The organism is Peribacillus simplex (genome assembly GCF_001578185.1).
Classification (GTDB): Bacteria; Bacillota; Bacilli; order Bacillales; family DSM-1321; genus Peribacillus; species Peribacillus simplex_A.
Genome location: NZ_CP011008.1, coordinates 3877179 through 3893779 on the forward strand (window position 1 = coordinate 3877179; position 16601 = coordinate 3893779).

Consider the following 16601-nt stretch of genomic DNA (forward strand, 5'->3'; position numbering starts at 1 on the left):
TTCATGTATATGGGGATGGGGACGTGTTTAGAAGTGGGATGGACCTTGTAAGAAGAAAAAAGTGACCTCCATTAAGAGACCACTTTTCTTCATCTTCTCCGATTCACGCCATCAAGCTTGACCGGCTCCGCTAAATATTGAATTCTTTCCAGTACCCTGGCCGCCTTCACTTCTTCCTTTTCACCACGCTGTGAAAAGGTCAGGTGATTCTCCAGGCCATTCATGTCAAAATTCGAAGTGAAAAACGTCGGAAGGTTTTCCAGCATTCTAAATTGCAAAATCGGGCCAAAAACCTCATCGCGTCCCCAGCTTGTCATGGACTCCGCTCCAATATCATCCAGCATGAGGATCGGTGCCGTTTTCACCATCTCAATTTTTTCATTGACCGTATTGTCACCTATCGAACCCTTAAGTTCCCTCAAGTAGTCAGGTACATAGACAATAAGGGAGGAAATTTGCCTTTCTGCAAGTTCATTGGCAATCGCACCTAATAAATACGTTTTCCCAACACCGAATTTACCATATATATATAAGCCTTTTTGCCTTTTGCCTGGTTCATACTCCATAATGAACGACATCGCTTTACTTAAAACACCTAAGCGTTTGTTTTGATCATCCGTTTGAGTGAAGTCGTCAATGGTCGCCTTTAAAATATCCTTCGGCACGTAAAGGCTGCGGATCAATTTTTCACGTTTCCGCTTTTCATCCTCTGCCAATTTCCGCGGGCAGATTTCATAATGCAGATTCAGGGCCTTCCCTTGAACGACCAATTTGGGATAATACCCCTGCATCATATTGATGCAGCCGTCCAAGCTTGGACATTTATCGCACTTATTGCTTTGTGAAGTGAACTCATAAAGCTTCCCCAAGTTTTTTTCGATCATGTCTTCCGTGACCGTCGAACTGTTGGCATTCAAAAATAACCGCACCTGTTCATCTTCAAAAATCTCTTGTTTCAGCTTTTCATAACGCTGTTGAAATTGGTTTGTATTGGCCAATTTATTCAGGGATCTATTAATCTTTTCCATCGTTCATTTCACCTCCTGCTTTCCACTGCTTCCATTTTTCCTGAAGCTCACGTTTCTGGGCATTCAATTCGGGCTGATCCGCATTCTGCTCTTGCTGTGCTTCTTCTTTTTTCTCAAGCCACTCCGGAACCACTTCTTCCCGTATCGTCTTTTTCCGGCCGCCCTTCGCAGCATTCCTGCTCCCTTGAGCCCAGTCCTGATATTTCCGGTGTTCATTTTTAGCTAGTTCCATCGCCTCGATGACGGTGGAGACCTTCAGCCGTGCCCAATGGCCTGCCAATTTTTCCACATAGCCCTTCGTGAACTTCATATCCGTTTTGAGCATGACATATTCAATCAAGACATTGACGACACCAGGATTCAGCTTTTGGTTGATCATCACGCCCTCCACCACTTTCAAATCACCGCTTGATGGCTCTGCGCCGCCGGACAATTGCATCAGCCGCTCCCGTGGGGATATCGTCTCCAAATGCCGGATTAGCTCTTGTTCCTGTGTTTTCGGTTCTTCTTTTTGTGTCCGTTCACGAATCGGCTGCACTCGATTGACCAGGGAAGGCATGTCTGCCTGCCGTTCAATCTGATACCAGTCCCTTGCCGCCTTCCTGAGCATTTCCTCATCGATCTCATCATCCAATGAAACGGCATCCATTACTAGTTTTTGCATTTCAAGCGGATCAATGCCATATAAAAAAGCAAGTTTGGCAATCGTACTTTTAATTTTCGGAGTAAAGGCCTTTTTCGGTACGATCGAAGATTTCATCCCGGCTAATAAAAGTTCAAAATCGAATAAGTTGTCAAACCCCGAAGGCTCGACGCCATCCGTCCGGTCGATATATTGCTGATCAGGAATGGGGTTCCATTCGTTTTTTGCTTCATCCGTTACATATAAAGAGTCCAAATGATCTGATGAGAATACCTCCGCAAAAGATTTAGTCACACCTTCATATTGATCCGTTAAGATATGATCATCACAAAAGAATCTCTTTAACCGGTTGAATTGTGCTTTACCGATCTTTTTGTATAAATAGATATTCAGCATTCCATCCGTGAAGAACTGTTGAGGGGAAAGCGGCGGATTTATCTCATAGATAAATTCCTTTGTCTCATTTTTCGATTTCTTATATACATTCAACAAACCGATTCCCTCAAGTAAAAGTCGGGCTTCGTAAATATCACCTAACTTAAGGCCGATTGTATTCATTAATTGATAATGTGAGGAGGTTTCCGACCATAGCCTGTTTTCCTCCAACTCACTCCATAACGTCATATATAGGCTAATACAGATAGGTCCAATAAGAGGTTGATAAAGTCGGGTAAGTATTTTCCGATCATAATCATGAAGCAGCCCCGCAGATGAGACCAAATATGAATCAGCTGGGAGCAATTCTTGCCAATGCATTGACATCTCCATTCAAACCTTTCAAAAGATGTAGTGAAAAAAGAGCCAAAGTAAATCTTCAGCTCTACTTTCTTTCTTTATTTATTAAATCTTTCAATTCATCGATAAAGACATTGATATCTTTAAATTGTCGATAGACGGATGCGAATCTAACATAGGCAACCTCATCGACTTCTGCCAGCTTGTCCATCACCATTTCGCCGACACTGTCGCTTTTCACTTCCGATATGCCCTGGTTGCGTAGTTCTTTTTCTACATAACTGGTAATTTGCTCTAGTTCTTTCAAGGGAACCGGACGTTTTTCGCAAGCCCTGATTAAGCCACGCAGGATTTTATCACGACTGAACTCTTCCCGTGTACCGCCTTTTTTCACTACAATGAGCGGTGTTTCCTCCACCTTTTCAAATGTCGTGAATCGAAAACCACATGCCTCACATTCACGGCGTCGTCGAATCGATTTACTTTCATCGACTGGCCTGGAATCGAGCACTCTTGTTCCGTTATATTGACATGATGGGCATTTCATCATTATCAGCTCCGTATTTTATGTAGGACTCCCCTATCTAAATGTTCCCCAAGGAATTACTTTTCTATCTTAATCTTATATTAAAAGGAACGGCCAGTACAAGTAAAAAGTGTAACTTCCAGCAGCAGGCACTTTTTATCACGCACTAGAAGCACCATTATCAAAGTCTTTGTGCTCTGGGATACTTACCCTTATAAATTGAAGCAAGATCGGATTCATTGCATTAAAAAAGAGATGCACCCATGGCATCTCTGTGTATACGTGTTTTTTATAGGGCACTTATATTGGCTTTTTTCATTTGTACAGGACCTAATCCACGTGGTAATTCTATGTTCTCGCGTGTTTGCGCATTCAAAGCTTCTGCAATGTAATCTGCCGCAATATTCGGATCCAAGTTACCGCATGTATAGACATCAATGCTGGCATAGCCGTGTTCAGGAAAACTGTGAATCGTTAAGTGTGATTCAGAAATGATGACAACCCCACTAACTCCTTGTGGAGCAAACTTGTGAAAGGCAACTTCTCGTACCTCTGCACCTGATTTTAAAGCAGCATCAACAAAAATCTTTTCAATCAAATCGATATTGTTCAGTTTCTCAAAGTCACAACCCCAAAGTTCAGAAATGACATGTCTACCCATAGTTTCCATAGTGTAAGCAGTTTCCATATTAAGCTTCCCCCTTACCATGATTAAAAAATAAGTCTGATAACTACCACGGGGGAAAGTTAGTCCAAAGAGGTCCTAACCCTTTAAGTAGCCATCATGCAAACCGCTTTTGAAGAAGTTCACGATTCATAGTATATATGGTTTAAATTTTTTTTGCAACTCCAAATTGAATTTTTGGATAGATAAACTTTTTATGTAATAAAGATATGGGGGAGGTCCCAATGTGGGGCAAATTCTGTTTTCGTGTGTTTATTCAGCGCCATAAGGCAGCCAGGAATTGATGATCAATGAATTAAAAATAGTCTGCTAAAAAAATTTAGCAGATAGACAAACTCGATAATAATTGAGTTTGTCTACTGTTTTTTATGTTTTTAATATTCGGCCGTTTATTGGAACGTGGGGCACTCGCTTTCCGCGGGCGGTCCGCCATTGCGCCTGTGGGGTCTCCCTTTGACGCGCTTTTCCCGAAAGGAGCCTCGAACACCCGCTCCAATCAACTTTGTTTTAAGATAGAATCCTTTTACCTATAGTCTATTTAGGCAGAGAACAAGGGGATTAAGGACAGTTCAACTAATCCTGAAGAGTAGCTACTATGTGAAAGATGAACGAACAAAACAAGTTTGCCTATTCGTTACATGCAGCATCAAACCTCAATGCATTTGTGTTGGGGACGATACGCATGATCGTCATATCTTAGAGCCTCTGGTTGAACCAATGATTCCAGAAAGTTGGAAAACAGGAGAGTTTCCGCAGATGCAAAGGAAAAGCATGGTATGCGCTGGGTCACTATTCTCTCTAACTGCTTCAAATCCAATAAAAAATCAAAAAGGTTTCGGAATGTGACCATTCCGAAACCTTTTTGTCTACAAACTGGGCCCGCTAAAAAATTTAGCAGGCACGATTTTTTCATTATTTTACTGATAATTCAACTTTGGAAGTTTTTTTCAACTCGGATGCAACTAATTTTACAAGGTCCACTACCCGGTTGGAGTAACCCCACTCATTATCATACCAAGCCAGGACTTTAACTTTCCTGTCACCAATCATCATCGTTGTCAAACCATCGATGATGGCAGAGTGAGGATTAGTTTTGAAATCACTGGAAACCAAAGGTTCCATCGTGAATTCCATGATTCCTTTAAGTTCATTTTCTGAAGCGTCGATGAACGCTTGATTCACTTCATCAATCGTGACATCACAGTTTAAATCCACAACAAGGTCGACTAGGGACACGTTAGGTGTAGGTACGCGTATCGCCATTCCGTGAAGCTTGCCTTTTAATTGAGGCAACACCAATGAGATCGCTTTTGCAGCTCCTGTCGTCGTAGGAATGATGCTTTCCGCAGCGGCACGAGCACGTCTTAAGTCTTTGTGCGGGTTATCGATATTATTTTGATCATTTGTATAAGAATGTATCGTTGTCATTAAACCATTATTAATGCCGAATTTTTCATCAAGCACTTTTGCAACCGGTCCAAGACAGTTAGTTGTACAAGATGCATTGGATATGACATAATGCTTGTCAATTTCCAGAACTTCCTGATTGACGCCCATGACAATGGTAACGTCTTCATTTTTACCTGGTGCTGATAAAATAACCCTTTTTGCCCCTGCTTCTAAATGAAGAGCCGCTTTAGAACGATCATTGAATTTTCCAGTAGCTTCAATTACAATATCTATGTTCATCTCTTTCCAAGGCAATAGCTTTGGATCGCGGTTATTTATCAATTGTACTCGGCGGCCATTCACTACAAGTGAATCATCTTCCGCTATAATGATACCGTCGAATTTACCATGTATCGTATCATACTTTAGTAAGTGTGCTAAAGTTTCAGCAGGATAGCTTGCATTAATGGCAACAATGTCCAAACTCTCATCTAATATGGCCTTTCGGAAAACCATTCTTCCAATTCTCCCAAATCCGTTAATTGCTATTCTTGAATTCATTGTTCGGACCCTCCTGAAAATATTAATGTTATACTTATTACCTCTCACATGTAATTAGTATAACATAATTCAATGGAATTGTGCTAATAAAAATGCGGATTGTTTTATTTTTTCAACACAAAAGGAAGAAACCCGAAGATTTCTTCCTTTTATCACAACTATATGACATGCCATTCGCTAAGCAGGGCCTTCACCTGTTTCTTCGTTTCCTTAATGTCCCCATTATTATCGATGACGGCATCCGCTAAAGCCTTTTTATCAGCCAAGGGCATCTGAGAATGGATCCTGGCAAGCGCATCCTTCTCCGATAGACCATTCCTGTTCATTAAACGTTCCAATTGAACTTGTTCATCGACATATATCAAAAGCGTCTTTTCCACCATGAATGTCAGCTTACTTTCAAATAAGAGCGGAATATCCATGAATACCGTTTCTTCCCCTGCAGCGAGTGCCTCTTCCGTTTTGAGGCGCATCCAATTCCTGACGGCAGGGTGAACGATGCCATTCAATAGCAATCTCTTTTCCTGATCATGGAATATTATCGACCCAAGCTTTACGCGATCTATATTCCCATCCGCCAATAAGATATCTTCTCCAAACGCCTCCACAACTTGATGATAGGCGTCTTCACCTGGCTCAACGACAGCACGGGAAGCCAGATCTGCATCTACAATCGTGAATCCGAGTTCCTGTAAATAGAGGCTGACACTGCTTTTCCCGCTGGCGATGCCTCCAGTGATTCCGATGATTTGTCCCATATGCTCCCCCTTTTAAACCATGTATCATAACTTGAATAAGCCGATTATAATTAATAGTACACCTGGAAGAAAGGTTAAATGCTGGACAACTTTATTATTCGAAAGCAATTTCCCGCTTTGCAGTCCGCTCCAAATGAAAATTGAACTCATAACAGCGATGCATACTGCGAGGATAATCGGTGAAATTCCGATCATGGCTGCTCCGACTCCAGCCCCGAACGCATCCAGTGAAAGTGCAAACCCCAAAACAAGTGCTTCAACACCCGTAATCGTACCTGATTTATCAAAATCGGCATTCAATGGTTTTTGTAAAATATTAATGGCTACCCCAAGTGATTTAATTTCAAAATTAAAGATGATCTTTTCATGATATCTATCATCTTTCAAATCTTTGTCAGGCCTAAAGTATTGATATACCATCCAGGCACCAAGAAAGATGAGGATGATGCCCCCGGTTTTTTCAGCCGCCCCGATAGATATGAGCTGACTGATGAATTGACCGATGACCATCGCTATGCCTAAACTCAAAGCAGAACAAAATGAAATGACCGCTATTGACTTTAAGGGGATTTTCATCTTCCGCATACCGAAAGTCAAACCTACGCCAAATCCGTCAATACTAACTGCAAAAGCAAGAAAAATAATTTGTAGCCACATCGGAATATTACTCCTTCCCTTCTCGTTGCTACCCTAGTATATGGTAGGAGCCCATCCGATGTGTTTTAAAAAACATTAGTTAAATAAGCGGCTGGCACAACGGGCAAATATGTGTGCCGCGTCCTGCAACAACCAGCTTTTCAAGTGGCGTGCCGCATGTTTTGCATTCCTCGCCCTTTCGTCCATAGACATTCAGTTCCAACTGAAACATGCCGATTTGCCCTTGAGAGTTGAGGTATGAACGAATCGTACTCCCACCCTTTTCCACCGCTTCACCCAATGTTGCAATGATTTCCGCATGCAACTTTTTGATTTCCTGCAAGGATAGTGAAGAAGCTATTCTCTCCGGATGGATACCGGAACGGAATAATGACTCGTCCACATATATATTCCCAATTCCAACGACAACCGTTTGATCAAGGAGAACCGGCTTGATTTTCCTGTTGGTTTTGGCCAATTTCGCCCTTAGCCCCTCGACAGTAAAATCTTCAGATAACGGTTCAGGCCCTAAATGCAGCAGCGGCAACCGCTCAAACTCTTCTCCTTTGGCAAATAGGTGCATCGTTCCGAATTTCCGGACATCCCTGTACCGAAGCTCACTGCCATCCGTGAAAGTGAAGATCACATGTGTATGCTTATCGTATGGCTCTTCTTTTGGATGCACCCCGTATTTCCCCTCCATCCTTAAATGTGAAACCATCGAATAATCATCCAAGGTGAAAATGAGGAACTTGCCCCGACGGCCTATACTCTGAATCGTTTGCCCTCTTAAAGCATCCTGAAACTGTTCGACAGGCTCAGGCGCTTTAATGATCTTTGGCCAGAAGACGGACACTTCCTTGATCTCTTTTCCAAGTACGAGCTGCTCTAACGTTCTTTTGACTGTTTCCACTTCTGGAAGTTCTGGCATTACAATCACCTATCTTTTATTATTTGGCATCAAACCATGTTGGCCCGAAAGCATAATCCACTTTAAGGGGCACGTTCAATTCAATGGCATTTTCCATTTCCTCCGGAACGATCACCTTAAGGATTTCGAGTTCCTCGGGAGGAGTTTCAAAAATCAATTCATCATGCACCTGAAGAAGCATTCTCGTTTTCAGCCCTTCACTTTTCAGGCGCTTATTCATATTTATCATCGCAAGCTTGATGATATCCGCGGCACTGCCTTGAATCGGTGTGTTCATCGCTGTCCGTTCGGCAAAGCTCCTGATGTTGAAATTCCTGCTTGTAATCTCAGGTATATAGCGCCTTCTTTGCAGCAAAGTCGTGCTATACCCTTTTTGACGTGCCTCATGTATACTTTCTTCCATATATTCCTGAACACCAGGAAAGCTCCTTAAATACTTCTCGATGAACTCTCCAGCTTCTTTTCTCGTGATGCCAAGACTTTGCGATAGCCCGTAGTCACTTATACCATAAACGATTCCGAAGTTGACGGCTTTTGCTTGGCGCCTCATGTTCGACGTGACTTCCTCCGCCTTTACATGGAACACATCCATCGCTGTCCTTGTATGGATGTCCATCCCGGCTTGGAATGCTTCCACCAATCCGCTGTCATTGGCGATATGCGCCAGCACGCGTAACTCGATTTGCGAATAATCCGCAGCAAAAATGATCCAATCCTTTTCGGAAGGAATGAAGGCCTGCCTGATTTTCCTGCCTTCTTCCAGTCTGATAGGGATGTTCTGCAGGTTGGGATCTGTAGAACTTAATCGGCCGGTTTGGGTCAATGCTTGGTTGAACCGGGTGTGCACCTTGTCCGTTTTAGCATTGACCACTTTGAGCAAACCTTCAATATATGTGGATTGCAACTTACCAAGCTGGCGATACAGTAATATTTCCTTAACGATATCATGCTGGCTCTCCAGTTTTTCCAGCACATCGGCTGAAGTGGAATAACCTGTTTTGGTTTTCTTCATGACCGGAAGCTCTAACTTTTCAAAAAGGATGGCCCCAAGCTGTTTAGGTGAATTGATATTGAAAGCCTCTCCAGCCAAATCAAAAATTCGTGCTTCAATGGTTCTTAAGCGAATGGCTAATTCCTGCCCCATGTTTTTCAGCCGGCCTATATCCACCTTGATGCCCTGCCATTCCATATTAGCCAGGATGATCGACAAAGGCAGCTCCAGTTCCGTTAACAGATGATATTGCTCGAACTCTTCCAGTTTATTGATCATCGGTTCTTTAAGAGAAAGGATTGCCTTCGATTTTCTGGCGATATGCTCGCTCAATTCAGCTTGCCCAGGAATCTTGCGTTTTGCACCTTTTCCATAAAAAACATCATCTGTCTCAAGACGGATTGTACCTTGTGTTTTCGTGATTTCGGCCACTTCATCCACTGACTCTGCCGGATCTAGGATATAGGATGCCAAAAACACATCAAAATCGATGCCTTTTATTTCGACGCCTCTATGACGGAGTGCAACAACCGTACGCTTCGCATCGAAAACCGTTTTCTTTTTTGTTTCATCCTCTGCCCAAGTTTTAAATGCCGCGGAACTCAGAGCATCATCTCCATGGAAGTAAAAATGACCTTGTTCATTACTGATGGCTATCCCTATAATATCTGCACGATGATAATTATCTTCTAAAGTTTCAACATATAAAGCACTTTCATCTGCAAACATTCCTTCTGTCATTTCACCCGTGTGAACCTCTATCTTTTCCTGTTCAAGCGGTACACTTTCCGTTACATCCAATTTATCGAGCAAAGTCGAGAAGCCTAGCTCTTTATAGAATGAGATGACTCGTTCCTGATCCATGCCGCTGTACTCAGTCTCGTTTACAGAAACTTCAAGCGGCGCTTCCCTCGTTATTGTAGCCAGCTCTTTACTTAATAGAGCCAGGTCTTTATGTTCCTCTATTTTCTCTTTCAATTTTTGTCCGCTTACCTCATCAATCGACTGCAGGAGGTTTTCCACCGTTTCAAATTGATGCAATAACTTAAGGGCGGTTTTTTCACCAACACCCGGTATGCCGGGAATATTGTCGGAGGCATCTCCCATCAGCCCTTTTAAATCAATGATCTGAAAGGGGGAAAGACCGTATTTTTCATGTATATGCTTTGGAGTGTATTCCTCAATTTCAGTAATCCCCTTTTTCGTAATGGAAACCGTCGTACTAGGGGAGGATAATTGTGTTAAATCCTTATCACCGGAAATGACCTTCACCTCAAAACCATCTTTTTCAGCTTGTAAAGACAGCGTCCCGATAATATCATCGGCTTCATAGTTCTCCAGTTCATACCTTTTTATTTGAAAACAATCAAGCAGCTCACGAATGAAAGGAAATTGCTCAGATAATTCAGGCGGCGTTTTTTGGCGTCCTCCTTTATATTCTTTGAATGACGCGTGTCTGAATGTCGTTTTACCCGCATCGAATGCAACAAGTATGTGCGTTGGTTTTTCTTCTTCAAGAATGCGGTTGAGCATCATGGTGAATCCGTAAACGGAATTCGTATGTACCCCTTTATCATTATTCAAGAGCGGAAGTGCAAAAAACGCACGGTATGCAATGCTATTTCCATCTATGAGTACTAACTTTTTATCCAATTCCGTCTTCCTCCAGTCATACAGGTTTATGCAGTTTTAGCTTCTATTTAAAAACGCAAAAAGCCGTTCATTTTCTTTCTCTATTCTACCATGAGTAGAAGCGGAAAGAAAAATGACGGCAACGGCGATTATTTAGTATTTCCCATTAACAAGCTGGCATATGGGGAATCCGACGGCAGAACGATGACCGTTTGATCTCCAATCGTTTTTTTGTAGGAGTCAAGAGTCCGGTATAGTTTATAGAATTCGGGATCTTTGGAAAACGACTTATTATAGATTATCGCTGCTTCCCCTTCTCCTTCAGCCCTGATAACTTCTGCATCAGCTTCTGCAGTCGAGAGCAATTCTTTCACTTTACGATCAGTATCCGCAATGATACGATTTTTCTTCGCATCACCTTTGGATAGGTACTCTTGCGCTTTCGATTCCCGCTCTGAAATCATCCTCTTGAAGACGGATGCTTCATTTTCGGCTGGCAGGTCAGTCCGCTTTATCCGGACATCCGTCAGGCTGATGCCATAACTGTCCTTTTGCAGCAGTTCGTTGACTTTTTCTGTTATGCGGTCGTTTAAACTTCCCCTGGATGACTTCTCATCATTGATGATTTCATCATAATTCAGCTGGCCAAGCTCTGAACGAACTGCCGAATAGATGAACTCTTCCATTTTCGTTTCGGCATTCTGTAGCGTCCTTGCATTTGTAATCAATTTCTTCGGATCTTCTATTCTCCATACTGCATAGTTGTCGATCAGCATCCGCTTTTTATCTTTCGTATTGATTTCCGCCTCGGATACATCAGAACTCATCTGATACTTCGGCAAGGTCATGACGCTCTGGATGAATGGCACTTTTACCTTCAAACCCGGGGTTTTATCAATTCTTACCACTTCACCGAATTGACGGACGACTTTATATTCGCCCTCTTTGACGATATATACATTGGTGAAGATGATTAGCAGCAACGCGAATAAAATAATGAGGAAAATGCCAATTTTCACGTAGCCTCTCCAATGAAAATCACCTTTTTTCAACTCAGAGAAATCTATTATTTTTCCACTCATTGTTTAGCGCCCCCTTCCCCCGCCGCTTTTTCTTCCGTTGCATTCCCTTTTTCCGTTTCTCCTTCTGGAGCAATGGATTCATCAGGTGCAGGCGTTTTTTTCGTTTCCTCTTTTTCAAGCGAGCGAAGCGGCAAGTACTTCATTGTGTTTCCATCATCATTCATGATATAAAGCTCCGCATTCGGCAATACTTCTTCAAGGGTCTCAATAACAAGACGGTCCTTCGTAATCCCCTTATTGCCCTTATACTCACTTAGTAATTTTTCAAAGACCGCTACATCCCCACGGGCAGCTTCCGTACGGGCAGCTTTATCCCCATTGGCCTGTGATATGATGGCGTCTTTTTCCCCTTCCGCTTCATTCATCCGTTTATTTTCATATTTATCCGCTTCGTTTATTTTCGTATTGGCCGTTTCCCTGGCATCCGTTACATTGGTAAATGCCTTCCGGACTTCTTCATTCGGTAACTCCACATCCTGGAGTTTAACCGCAGATATCGAAATTCCGACATCATATTTTTCCATTAGCTGTGACAGCAATCCCCATACATCTGCTTCAATTTGCGCTTTACCGGATGTAAGTGCATCATCTATTTTCGTGCTGCCGATAATGCTCCGTAAGGCAGCTGAAGTCGTATCATATAATATTTTCTCTGGATCATCTGCATTGTATAGATATTTTGGAGGGTCTGTGATTTTCCACTGAACCACTAGGTCGGCTAGCACAATATTTTCATCACCCGTAATCATCTTGGTCTCACTCGGGTAATCCTTCACCTCTCCATCCTCTTCCTTATATCCAAACTTAAGGCTGAATGTTTCTTTCGATAATTTTTCAACCGATTGAATCGGCCAAGGCAGCTTAAAGTGAAGTCCTGGTTCTGTTATCGTCTGCTCCACCTTACCAAACGTCATTATGACAGCTTGATCGGATTCATCAACCGTGTACCAGGTCGATATCGCAACTACACCCAAAATTAAAATTAGAAAGACAAGTCCTATGATCGTATATATCCTTTTTAAGCTAACGATATGTATCACCCCTTCTTTGCCGTTATATCTTATTTACGCAAGAAAGGGCCTAAAGTTTCATGAAAATCAAATATTTTCCTAAGAAAATAGGATAGAGGAATGGTTCCCGGGGAATAAGACAAAATTAAAAGACAGAGACTATGGGTCTCTGTCAATGTTTAACTCCTTGGATGAGGGGTTGTACAAACATTGTACCCCTGCATTATGAAGTCCGTTTTAAGAAATTGTAAAGGACATGTAAATTCACGAAACCCGCTACATCTTTCCTTTTAAGCTTTTATTTAAAGTGACTGTAAAAGTCGTCCCAGTTCCAGGTGTGCTTTCCACGTTGATTTTACCTTTATGGACTTCTATTATATGCTTGACGATTGCCAGTCCAATGCCAGTTCCTCCTGAATCGCGGCTCCTTGCCTTATCGATCCGGTAAAACCGTTCAAAGATCCTCGGCAGTTCTTTTTCTTCGATGCCGATCCCGCTATCTTGAACTGCAATATCAACCGTCTGTTCATTCTCCATGATATTCACGGTGACCCTCCCGCCATTTGGGGTATAGGTCAATGCGTTCGTTATCAAATTAATGAAAACCTGTTTGATCCTATCAGATTCCCCTTCAATGAAAACAGGTTCCTGTGATGCTTTAATTTCAAGCGATACTTCTTTTTCCTTCAGCTTCCCAATAAGCATCTCTTGTATTTCACCAAGGACTTTCGTAATATCCACGACACCTGCGTTCAAAACGAATTCCTGCTGCTCCATTTTTGATAAATTCAGAAGCTCCTGAATGAGCTCTTGCAGCCGATCACTTTCTTTCAAGATAATCGTTAAAAAGTGCTTTAAGGTCTTTTCATCTTTTAAAGCCCCATCTAACAATGTTTCTGAAAACCCTTTAATAGAAGTGATCGGGGTTCTCAATTCATGGGACACATTAGCCACGAAATCCTTCCGCATTTGCTCGAGCCTTTTCAATTCGGTGATATCATGGAAAATGAGGAGGATCCCCTTCCATTCATCATGATTCCCGATAATGGGAGCCCCGTAAATCTCAAAATGCTTACGTTCTATTGCAAGTGGTATCCTCACCTGGCGTTTTATCGTTTTTTCCGTCCGAAAGATCTCTTCGATTATGGCAATCACTTCCTGATCTTTAATGACCGAGTAATATTCCTGAAACAAAAAAGTAGCGGAGTTTACATGGAAGCTTTTCTTGAATTCCCGGTTGATTAAGGTGGTATACCCTTTACTGTCTATGAGCAAGACACCACTGCCGATATTTTCAACAAGTACTTCCAAACGATCCTGATTCATTTCCCTCGCTATTTCAGTTTCCTGAAGATTCCTCGCCAATATGTTCAAGGAAGTTGTCAGCATTCCGGTTTCATCAGTTTGCCTCCCGAATGTCCGAGTTCCATAATTCCCTTTTGCCAGTTCGATGGCTGCCATCGTGGCCTCCTCGATCGGACGGATATAATATGAAGTGATTTTACTCGCGAGCATGAGAATGATGATCAAGGCAACCCCTAAACAAATAATCAATATTTGCCACATTTGTTTATTCACTTGATCGATGGCCTCTATTTCATTGCTATGGACGACAAAACCTTCAATCTCGCCATCCTTTTCGACCGTCTTCCAATAAAAATGAAGGTCCGACTCCCCTTCCACCACCTCAAACCCTTCCCCATACTTAAGCCCTTTTTCCAAAGTTATTTTGCGAAGGACCTTGGCATGGCTTTTAAGTATTTCATTTGAAGATGTCGAATCGTATAATATTTCCCCACTTGTAGAGAGAATCGTTAAGTTCGAATCTAAAAGGGGTGTCAGTTTTGCCGTCTTCCCTTCTTCCAAAAAGGACGCGATCCCCCCATGCTCTTGAATATATGTAGAAATGAAGAATGTTTCGTTCTGTATGCGCTCATTGAACGTTGTAATATAATAACTTTTGAACAAATGCCCCAATAAAAAGCCCACGGCCATCAGGACGACCATCACCAGCGTGATGAGGGTATATAAGAGCTTTTTACGATAGGTCGTCATTCTTTTTTAGGCTCCTCAAGCTTATACCCCAAGCCCCTTATCGTTTTGATATATAGAGGTTTTTTTGTATCCTTCTCTATTTTTTCGCGAAGATGGCTAATATGCACATCGACGATTCGGGAATCTCCCGCGAAATCATAATTCCATACCGCACTGAGCAGTTGGTCCCTAGTCAATACTCGTCCTTTATTCTTCGCCAAGTATAAAAGTAATTCAAATTCTTTTGGAGTTAATTCTAATTGCTGTTCATCAAAGAATGCTTCGTATCGATCCGGGAATACTTTCAATTCCCCTAATTTCAAGAGACCATCTTCCTGATCATTACCTGACTCACTGCCGTTCGATTGAAACTGAGATCTCCTTAATATGGCTTTAATCCGTGCTACTACCTCCCGCGGACTAAATGGTTTGGTTAAATAATCATCCGCTCCAAGTTCAAGTCCCAGAACTTTGTCAAATTCATCGTCCTTAGCAGTCAGCATCAAGATCGGTATATTGATTTTTTGCTGGCGAAGCTGTTTACATACTTCAAGCCCATCCATTTTAGGCAGCATCAAATCCAATACCACTAAATCGGGGCGTATGTCCACAGCAGCCTGTAGCCCTTGTTCTCCATCCAAAGCCGTGATCACCGAATAGCCTGCTTGTTCTAAATTGTACTGAAGTAAGGTAACTATTGATTGTTCATCATCCACTACGAGAATTTTCTTTGACATTAGATCCCCCTGAATTATGTATTACCCCATAGACCAAATTCTCAGTCTACTCATCCAATTCCATTATAAAGAATATTATATGAAATTTACACATAAAAAAAACGTATTGAAAGTTATTCCTACCTTAAGCAGGGGCTTATCGTCCCCCGGATTTGTTCCAAAGCGGATAAAAAGACTGCCCGGAGATGGAAGATGGCCTCGGCCTTCCCTTCCAATATTCCGGGCAGTCTGATCAAGAGATTGTTTTCACCATCTCTTATTGAAGAACTTGCATTACCGCTTTAACTGATTCAACTGATTTTGAAAGTGCCGCTTTTTCGCCTTCAGTCAATTCAAGCTCGATGATTTGTTCAATGCCGTTTGCACCCAGTACAGTTGGCACACCAAGGTAGATTCCTTCGAATCCGTATTCGCCTTCAAGATAAGCGATGGATGGAAGAACGCGACGTTGGTCTTTAAGGATTGCTTCAGCCATTTCCACAAGGGATGCAGCCGGTGCATAATATGCGCTTCCGTTTCCAAGAAGGTTTACGATTTCTCCGCCGCCTGTACGAGTACGAGCCACGATTGCTTCTAAACGATCTTGGGGGATCAATGTCTCCAAAGGAATTCCGCCAGCATAAGAGTAACGGACTAGAGGGACCATATCGTCACCGTGTCCGCCAAGCACGAAACCAGTTACATCTTTAACGGATAAGTTTAATTCTTGGGCTACGAAAGTGCGGAAACGAGCTGTATCAAGAACACCCGATTGTCCGATAACGCGTTCTTTAGGGAAACCTGATTCTTTGTAAACAGTGTAAGTCATTGCATCTACAGGGTTAGTCAAAACGATGATTGTTGTATTAGGGGAATATTTAACCACTTCTTTAGTTACTGATTTCATAACTTTTTGGTTAGTTTGAACTAAGTCGTCACGGCTCATGCCGGGCTTACGGGCAATTCCAGCAGTGATGATCACTACGTCGGAATCAGCTGTTTCTGAATAGTTGGATGTACCGATGATGTTAGCGTCGAAACCAAGAACAGGTCCTGCTTCCGCCATATCAAGAGCTTTACCTTTTGTAGGGTTTTCAGCTTGCGGAATATCAACTAAAACGATATCACCAAGTTCTTTTTGAGCTGCTAGGAATGCTGCTGTAGCACCAGTGAAACCGGCACCTACCACTGTGATTTTTTTACGCTTAGACATGTTAATTCCTCCTTAAAATATGTGAATATTT

General features: G+C 42.3%; 14 protein-coding genes and 1 pseudogene. 1 reads left to right on the forward strand and 14 read right to left on the reverse strand.

What is annotated here, in order from left to right; genetic code table 11:
- Positions 1–89: 89 nt before the first annotated feature.
- The 4 genes from dnaI to speD all read right to left on the reverse strand — a co-directional run bounded on the left by dnaI (position 90) and on the right by speD (position 3602).
- Positions 90–1028 carry a primosomal protein DnaI gene (gene dnaI, locus UP17_RS18085; RefSeq protein ID WP_061464344.1) on the reverse strand — a complete coding sequence of 313 codons (939 nt, stop codon included), beginning with the start codon at positions 1026–1028 and terminating at the stop codon, positions 90–92.
- The gene (locus UP17_RS18090) at positions 1015–2427 is read right to left on the reverse strand and encodes a replication initiation and membrane attachment family protein (RefSeq protein ID WP_250211691.1); all 1413 of its coding nucleotides are present in this window, start codon (positions 2425–2427) and stop codon (positions 1015–1017) included. Before UP17_RS18090 ends, dnaI begins: the two co-directional genes overlap by 14 nt.
- Before the next feature lie 64 nt (positions 2428–2491).
- A complete protein-coding gene (gene nrdR / locus UP17_RS18095; protein ID WP_034309080.1) occupies positions 2492–2953 on the reverse strand; it encodes a transcriptional regulator NrdR in 462 nt (153 codons plus the stop codon).
- Positions 2954–3221: 268 nt separating this feature from the next.
- A complete protein-coding gene (speD, locus tag UP17_RS18100; protein ID WP_034311443.1) occupies positions 3222–3602 on the reverse strand; it encodes an adenosylmethionine decarboxylase in 381 nt (126 codons plus the stop codon).
- 560 nt (positions 3603–4162) lie between these two features.
- On the opposite strand from speD, the pseudogene UP17_RS29760 reads away from it, so the two are divergent.
- Positions 4163–4340, forward strand: a pseudogene (locus tag UP17_RS29760) (IS5/IS1182 family transposase); the annotation flags it as partial.
- A 189-nt stretch (positions 4341–4529) separates the two neighbouring features.
- Here UP17_RS29760 and UP17_RS18110 read toward each other — a convergent pair.
- The 10 genes from UP17_RS18110 to mdh all read right to left on the reverse strand — a co-directional run bounded on the left by UP17_RS18110 (position 4530) and on the right by mdh (position 16570).
- Positions 4530–5567, reverse strand: a complete 1038-nt coding sequence (locus tag UP17_RS18110; protein ID WP_061464347.1) for a glyceraldehyde-3-phosphate dehydrogenase — start codon at positions 5565–5567, stop codon at positions 4530–4532.
- A 158-nt stretch (positions 5568–5725) separates the two neighbouring features.
- On the reverse strand, positions 5726–6325 hold the full coding sequence (gene coaE, locus UP17_RS18115; protein WP_061464348.1) for a dephospho-CoA kinase: 600 nt from the start codon (positions 6323–6325) through the stop codon (positions 5726–5728).
- Between the two features lie 24 nt (positions 6326–6349).
- Complete coding sequence (ytaF, locus tag UP17_RS18120; protein WP_061464349.1) at positions 6350–6982, reverse strand: sporulation membrane protein YtaF; 633 nt, start codon at positions 6980–6982, stop codon at positions 6350–6352.
- Between the two features lie 79 nt (positions 6983–7061).
- Positions 7062–7892, reverse strand: a complete 831-nt coding sequence (mutM, locus tag UP17_RS18125; RefSeq protein WP_061464350.1) for a DNA-formamidopyrimidine glycosylase — start codon at positions 7890–7892, stop codon at positions 7062–7064.
- A 19-nt stretch (positions 7893–7911) separates the two neighbouring features.
- The gene (polA, locus tag UP17_RS18130) at positions 7912–10536 is read right to left on the reverse strand and encodes a DNA polymerase I (RefSeq protein WP_061464351.1); all 2625 of its coding nucleotides are present in this window, start codon (positions 10534–10536) and stop codon (positions 7912–7914) included.
- A gap of 128 nt (positions 10537–10664) precedes the next feature.
- Complete coding sequence (hflC, locus tag UP17_RS18135; RefSeq protein WP_061464352.1) at positions 10665–11597, reverse strand: protease modulator HflC; 933 nt, start codon at positions 11595–11597, stop codon at positions 10665–10667.
- Positions 11594–12628, reverse strand: coding sequence for an FtsH protease activity modulator HflK (gene hflK, locus UP17_RS18140; protein ID WP_081109026.1), 1035 nt, complete (start codon positions 12626–12628; stop codon positions 11594–11596). Before hflK ends, hflC begins: the two co-directional genes overlap by 4 nt.
- A 255-nt stretch (positions 12629–12883) precedes the next feature.
- On the reverse strand, positions 12884–14662 hold the full coding sequence (pnpS, locus tag UP17_RS18145; protein ID WP_061464353.1) for a two-component system histidine kinase PnpS: 1779 nt from the start codon (positions 14660–14662) through the stop codon (positions 12884–12886).
- Positions 14659–15378 (reverse strand): response regulator transcription factor, encoded by a 720-nt coding sequence (locus UP17_RS18150; RefSeq protein WP_061464354.1) that lies wholly within the window; start codon positions 15376–15378, stop codon positions 14659–14661. Before UP17_RS18150 ends, pnpS begins: the two co-directional genes overlap by 4 nt.
- Positions 15379–15634: 256 nt before the next feature.
- The gene (mdh, locus tag UP17_RS18155; protein ID WP_061464355.1) at positions 15635–16570 is read right to left on the reverse strand and encodes a malate dehydrogenase; all 936 of its coding nucleotides are present in this window, start codon (positions 16568–16570) and stop codon (positions 15635–15637) included.
- Positions 16571–16601: the final 31 nt, after the last annotated feature.

Excerpts from the sequence above, each read along its gene's own strand:
- dnaI (WP_061464344.1), bottom strand. The coding sequence starts at position 1,028 with ATGGAAAAGATTAATAGATCCCTGAATAAATTGGCCAATACAAACCAA.
- UP17_RS18090 (WP_250211691.1), bottom strand. The coding sequence starts at position 2,427 with ATGCATTGGCAAGAATTGCTCCCAGCTGATTCATATTTGGTCTCATCT.
- nrdR (WP_034309080.1), bottom strand. The coding sequence starts at position 2,953 with ATGAAATGCCCATCATGTCAATATAACGGAACAAGAGTGCTCGATTCC.
- speD (WP_034311443.1), bottom strand. The coding sequence starts at position 3,602 with ATGGAAACTATGGGTAGACATGTCATTTCTGAACTTTGGGGTTGTGAC.
- UP17_RS18110 (WP_061464347.1), bottom strand. The coding sequence starts at position 5,567 with ATGAATTCAAGAATAGCAATTAACGGATTTGGGAGAATTGGAAGAATG.
- coaE (WP_061464348.1), bottom strand. The coding sequence starts at position 6,325 with ATGGGACAAATCATCGGAATCACTGGAGGCATCGCCAGCGGGAAAAGC.
- ytaF (WP_061464349.1), bottom strand. The coding sequence starts at position 6,982 with ATGTGGCTACAAATTATTTTTCTTGCTTTTGCAGTTAGTATTGACGGA.
- mutM (WP_061464350.1), bottom strand. The coding sequence starts at position 7,892 with ATGCCAGAACTTCCAGAAGTGGAAACAGTCAAAAGAACGTTAGAGCAG.
- hflC (WP_061464352.1), bottom strand. The coding sequence starts at position 11,597 with ATGAGTGGAAAAATAATAGATTTCTCTGAGTTGAAAAAAGGTGATTTT.
- pnpS (WP_061464353.1), bottom strand. The coding sequence starts at position 14,662 with ATGACGACCTATCGTAAAAAGCTCTTATATACCCTCATCACGCTGGTG.
- UP17_RS18150 (WP_061464354.1), bottom strand. The coding sequence starts at position 15,378 with ATGTCAAAGAAAATTCTCGTAGTGGATGATGAACAATCAATAGTTACC.
- mdh (WP_061464355.1), bottom strand. The coding sequence starts at position 16,570 with ATGTCTAAGCGTAAAAAAATCACAGTGGTAGGTGCCGGTTTCACTGGT.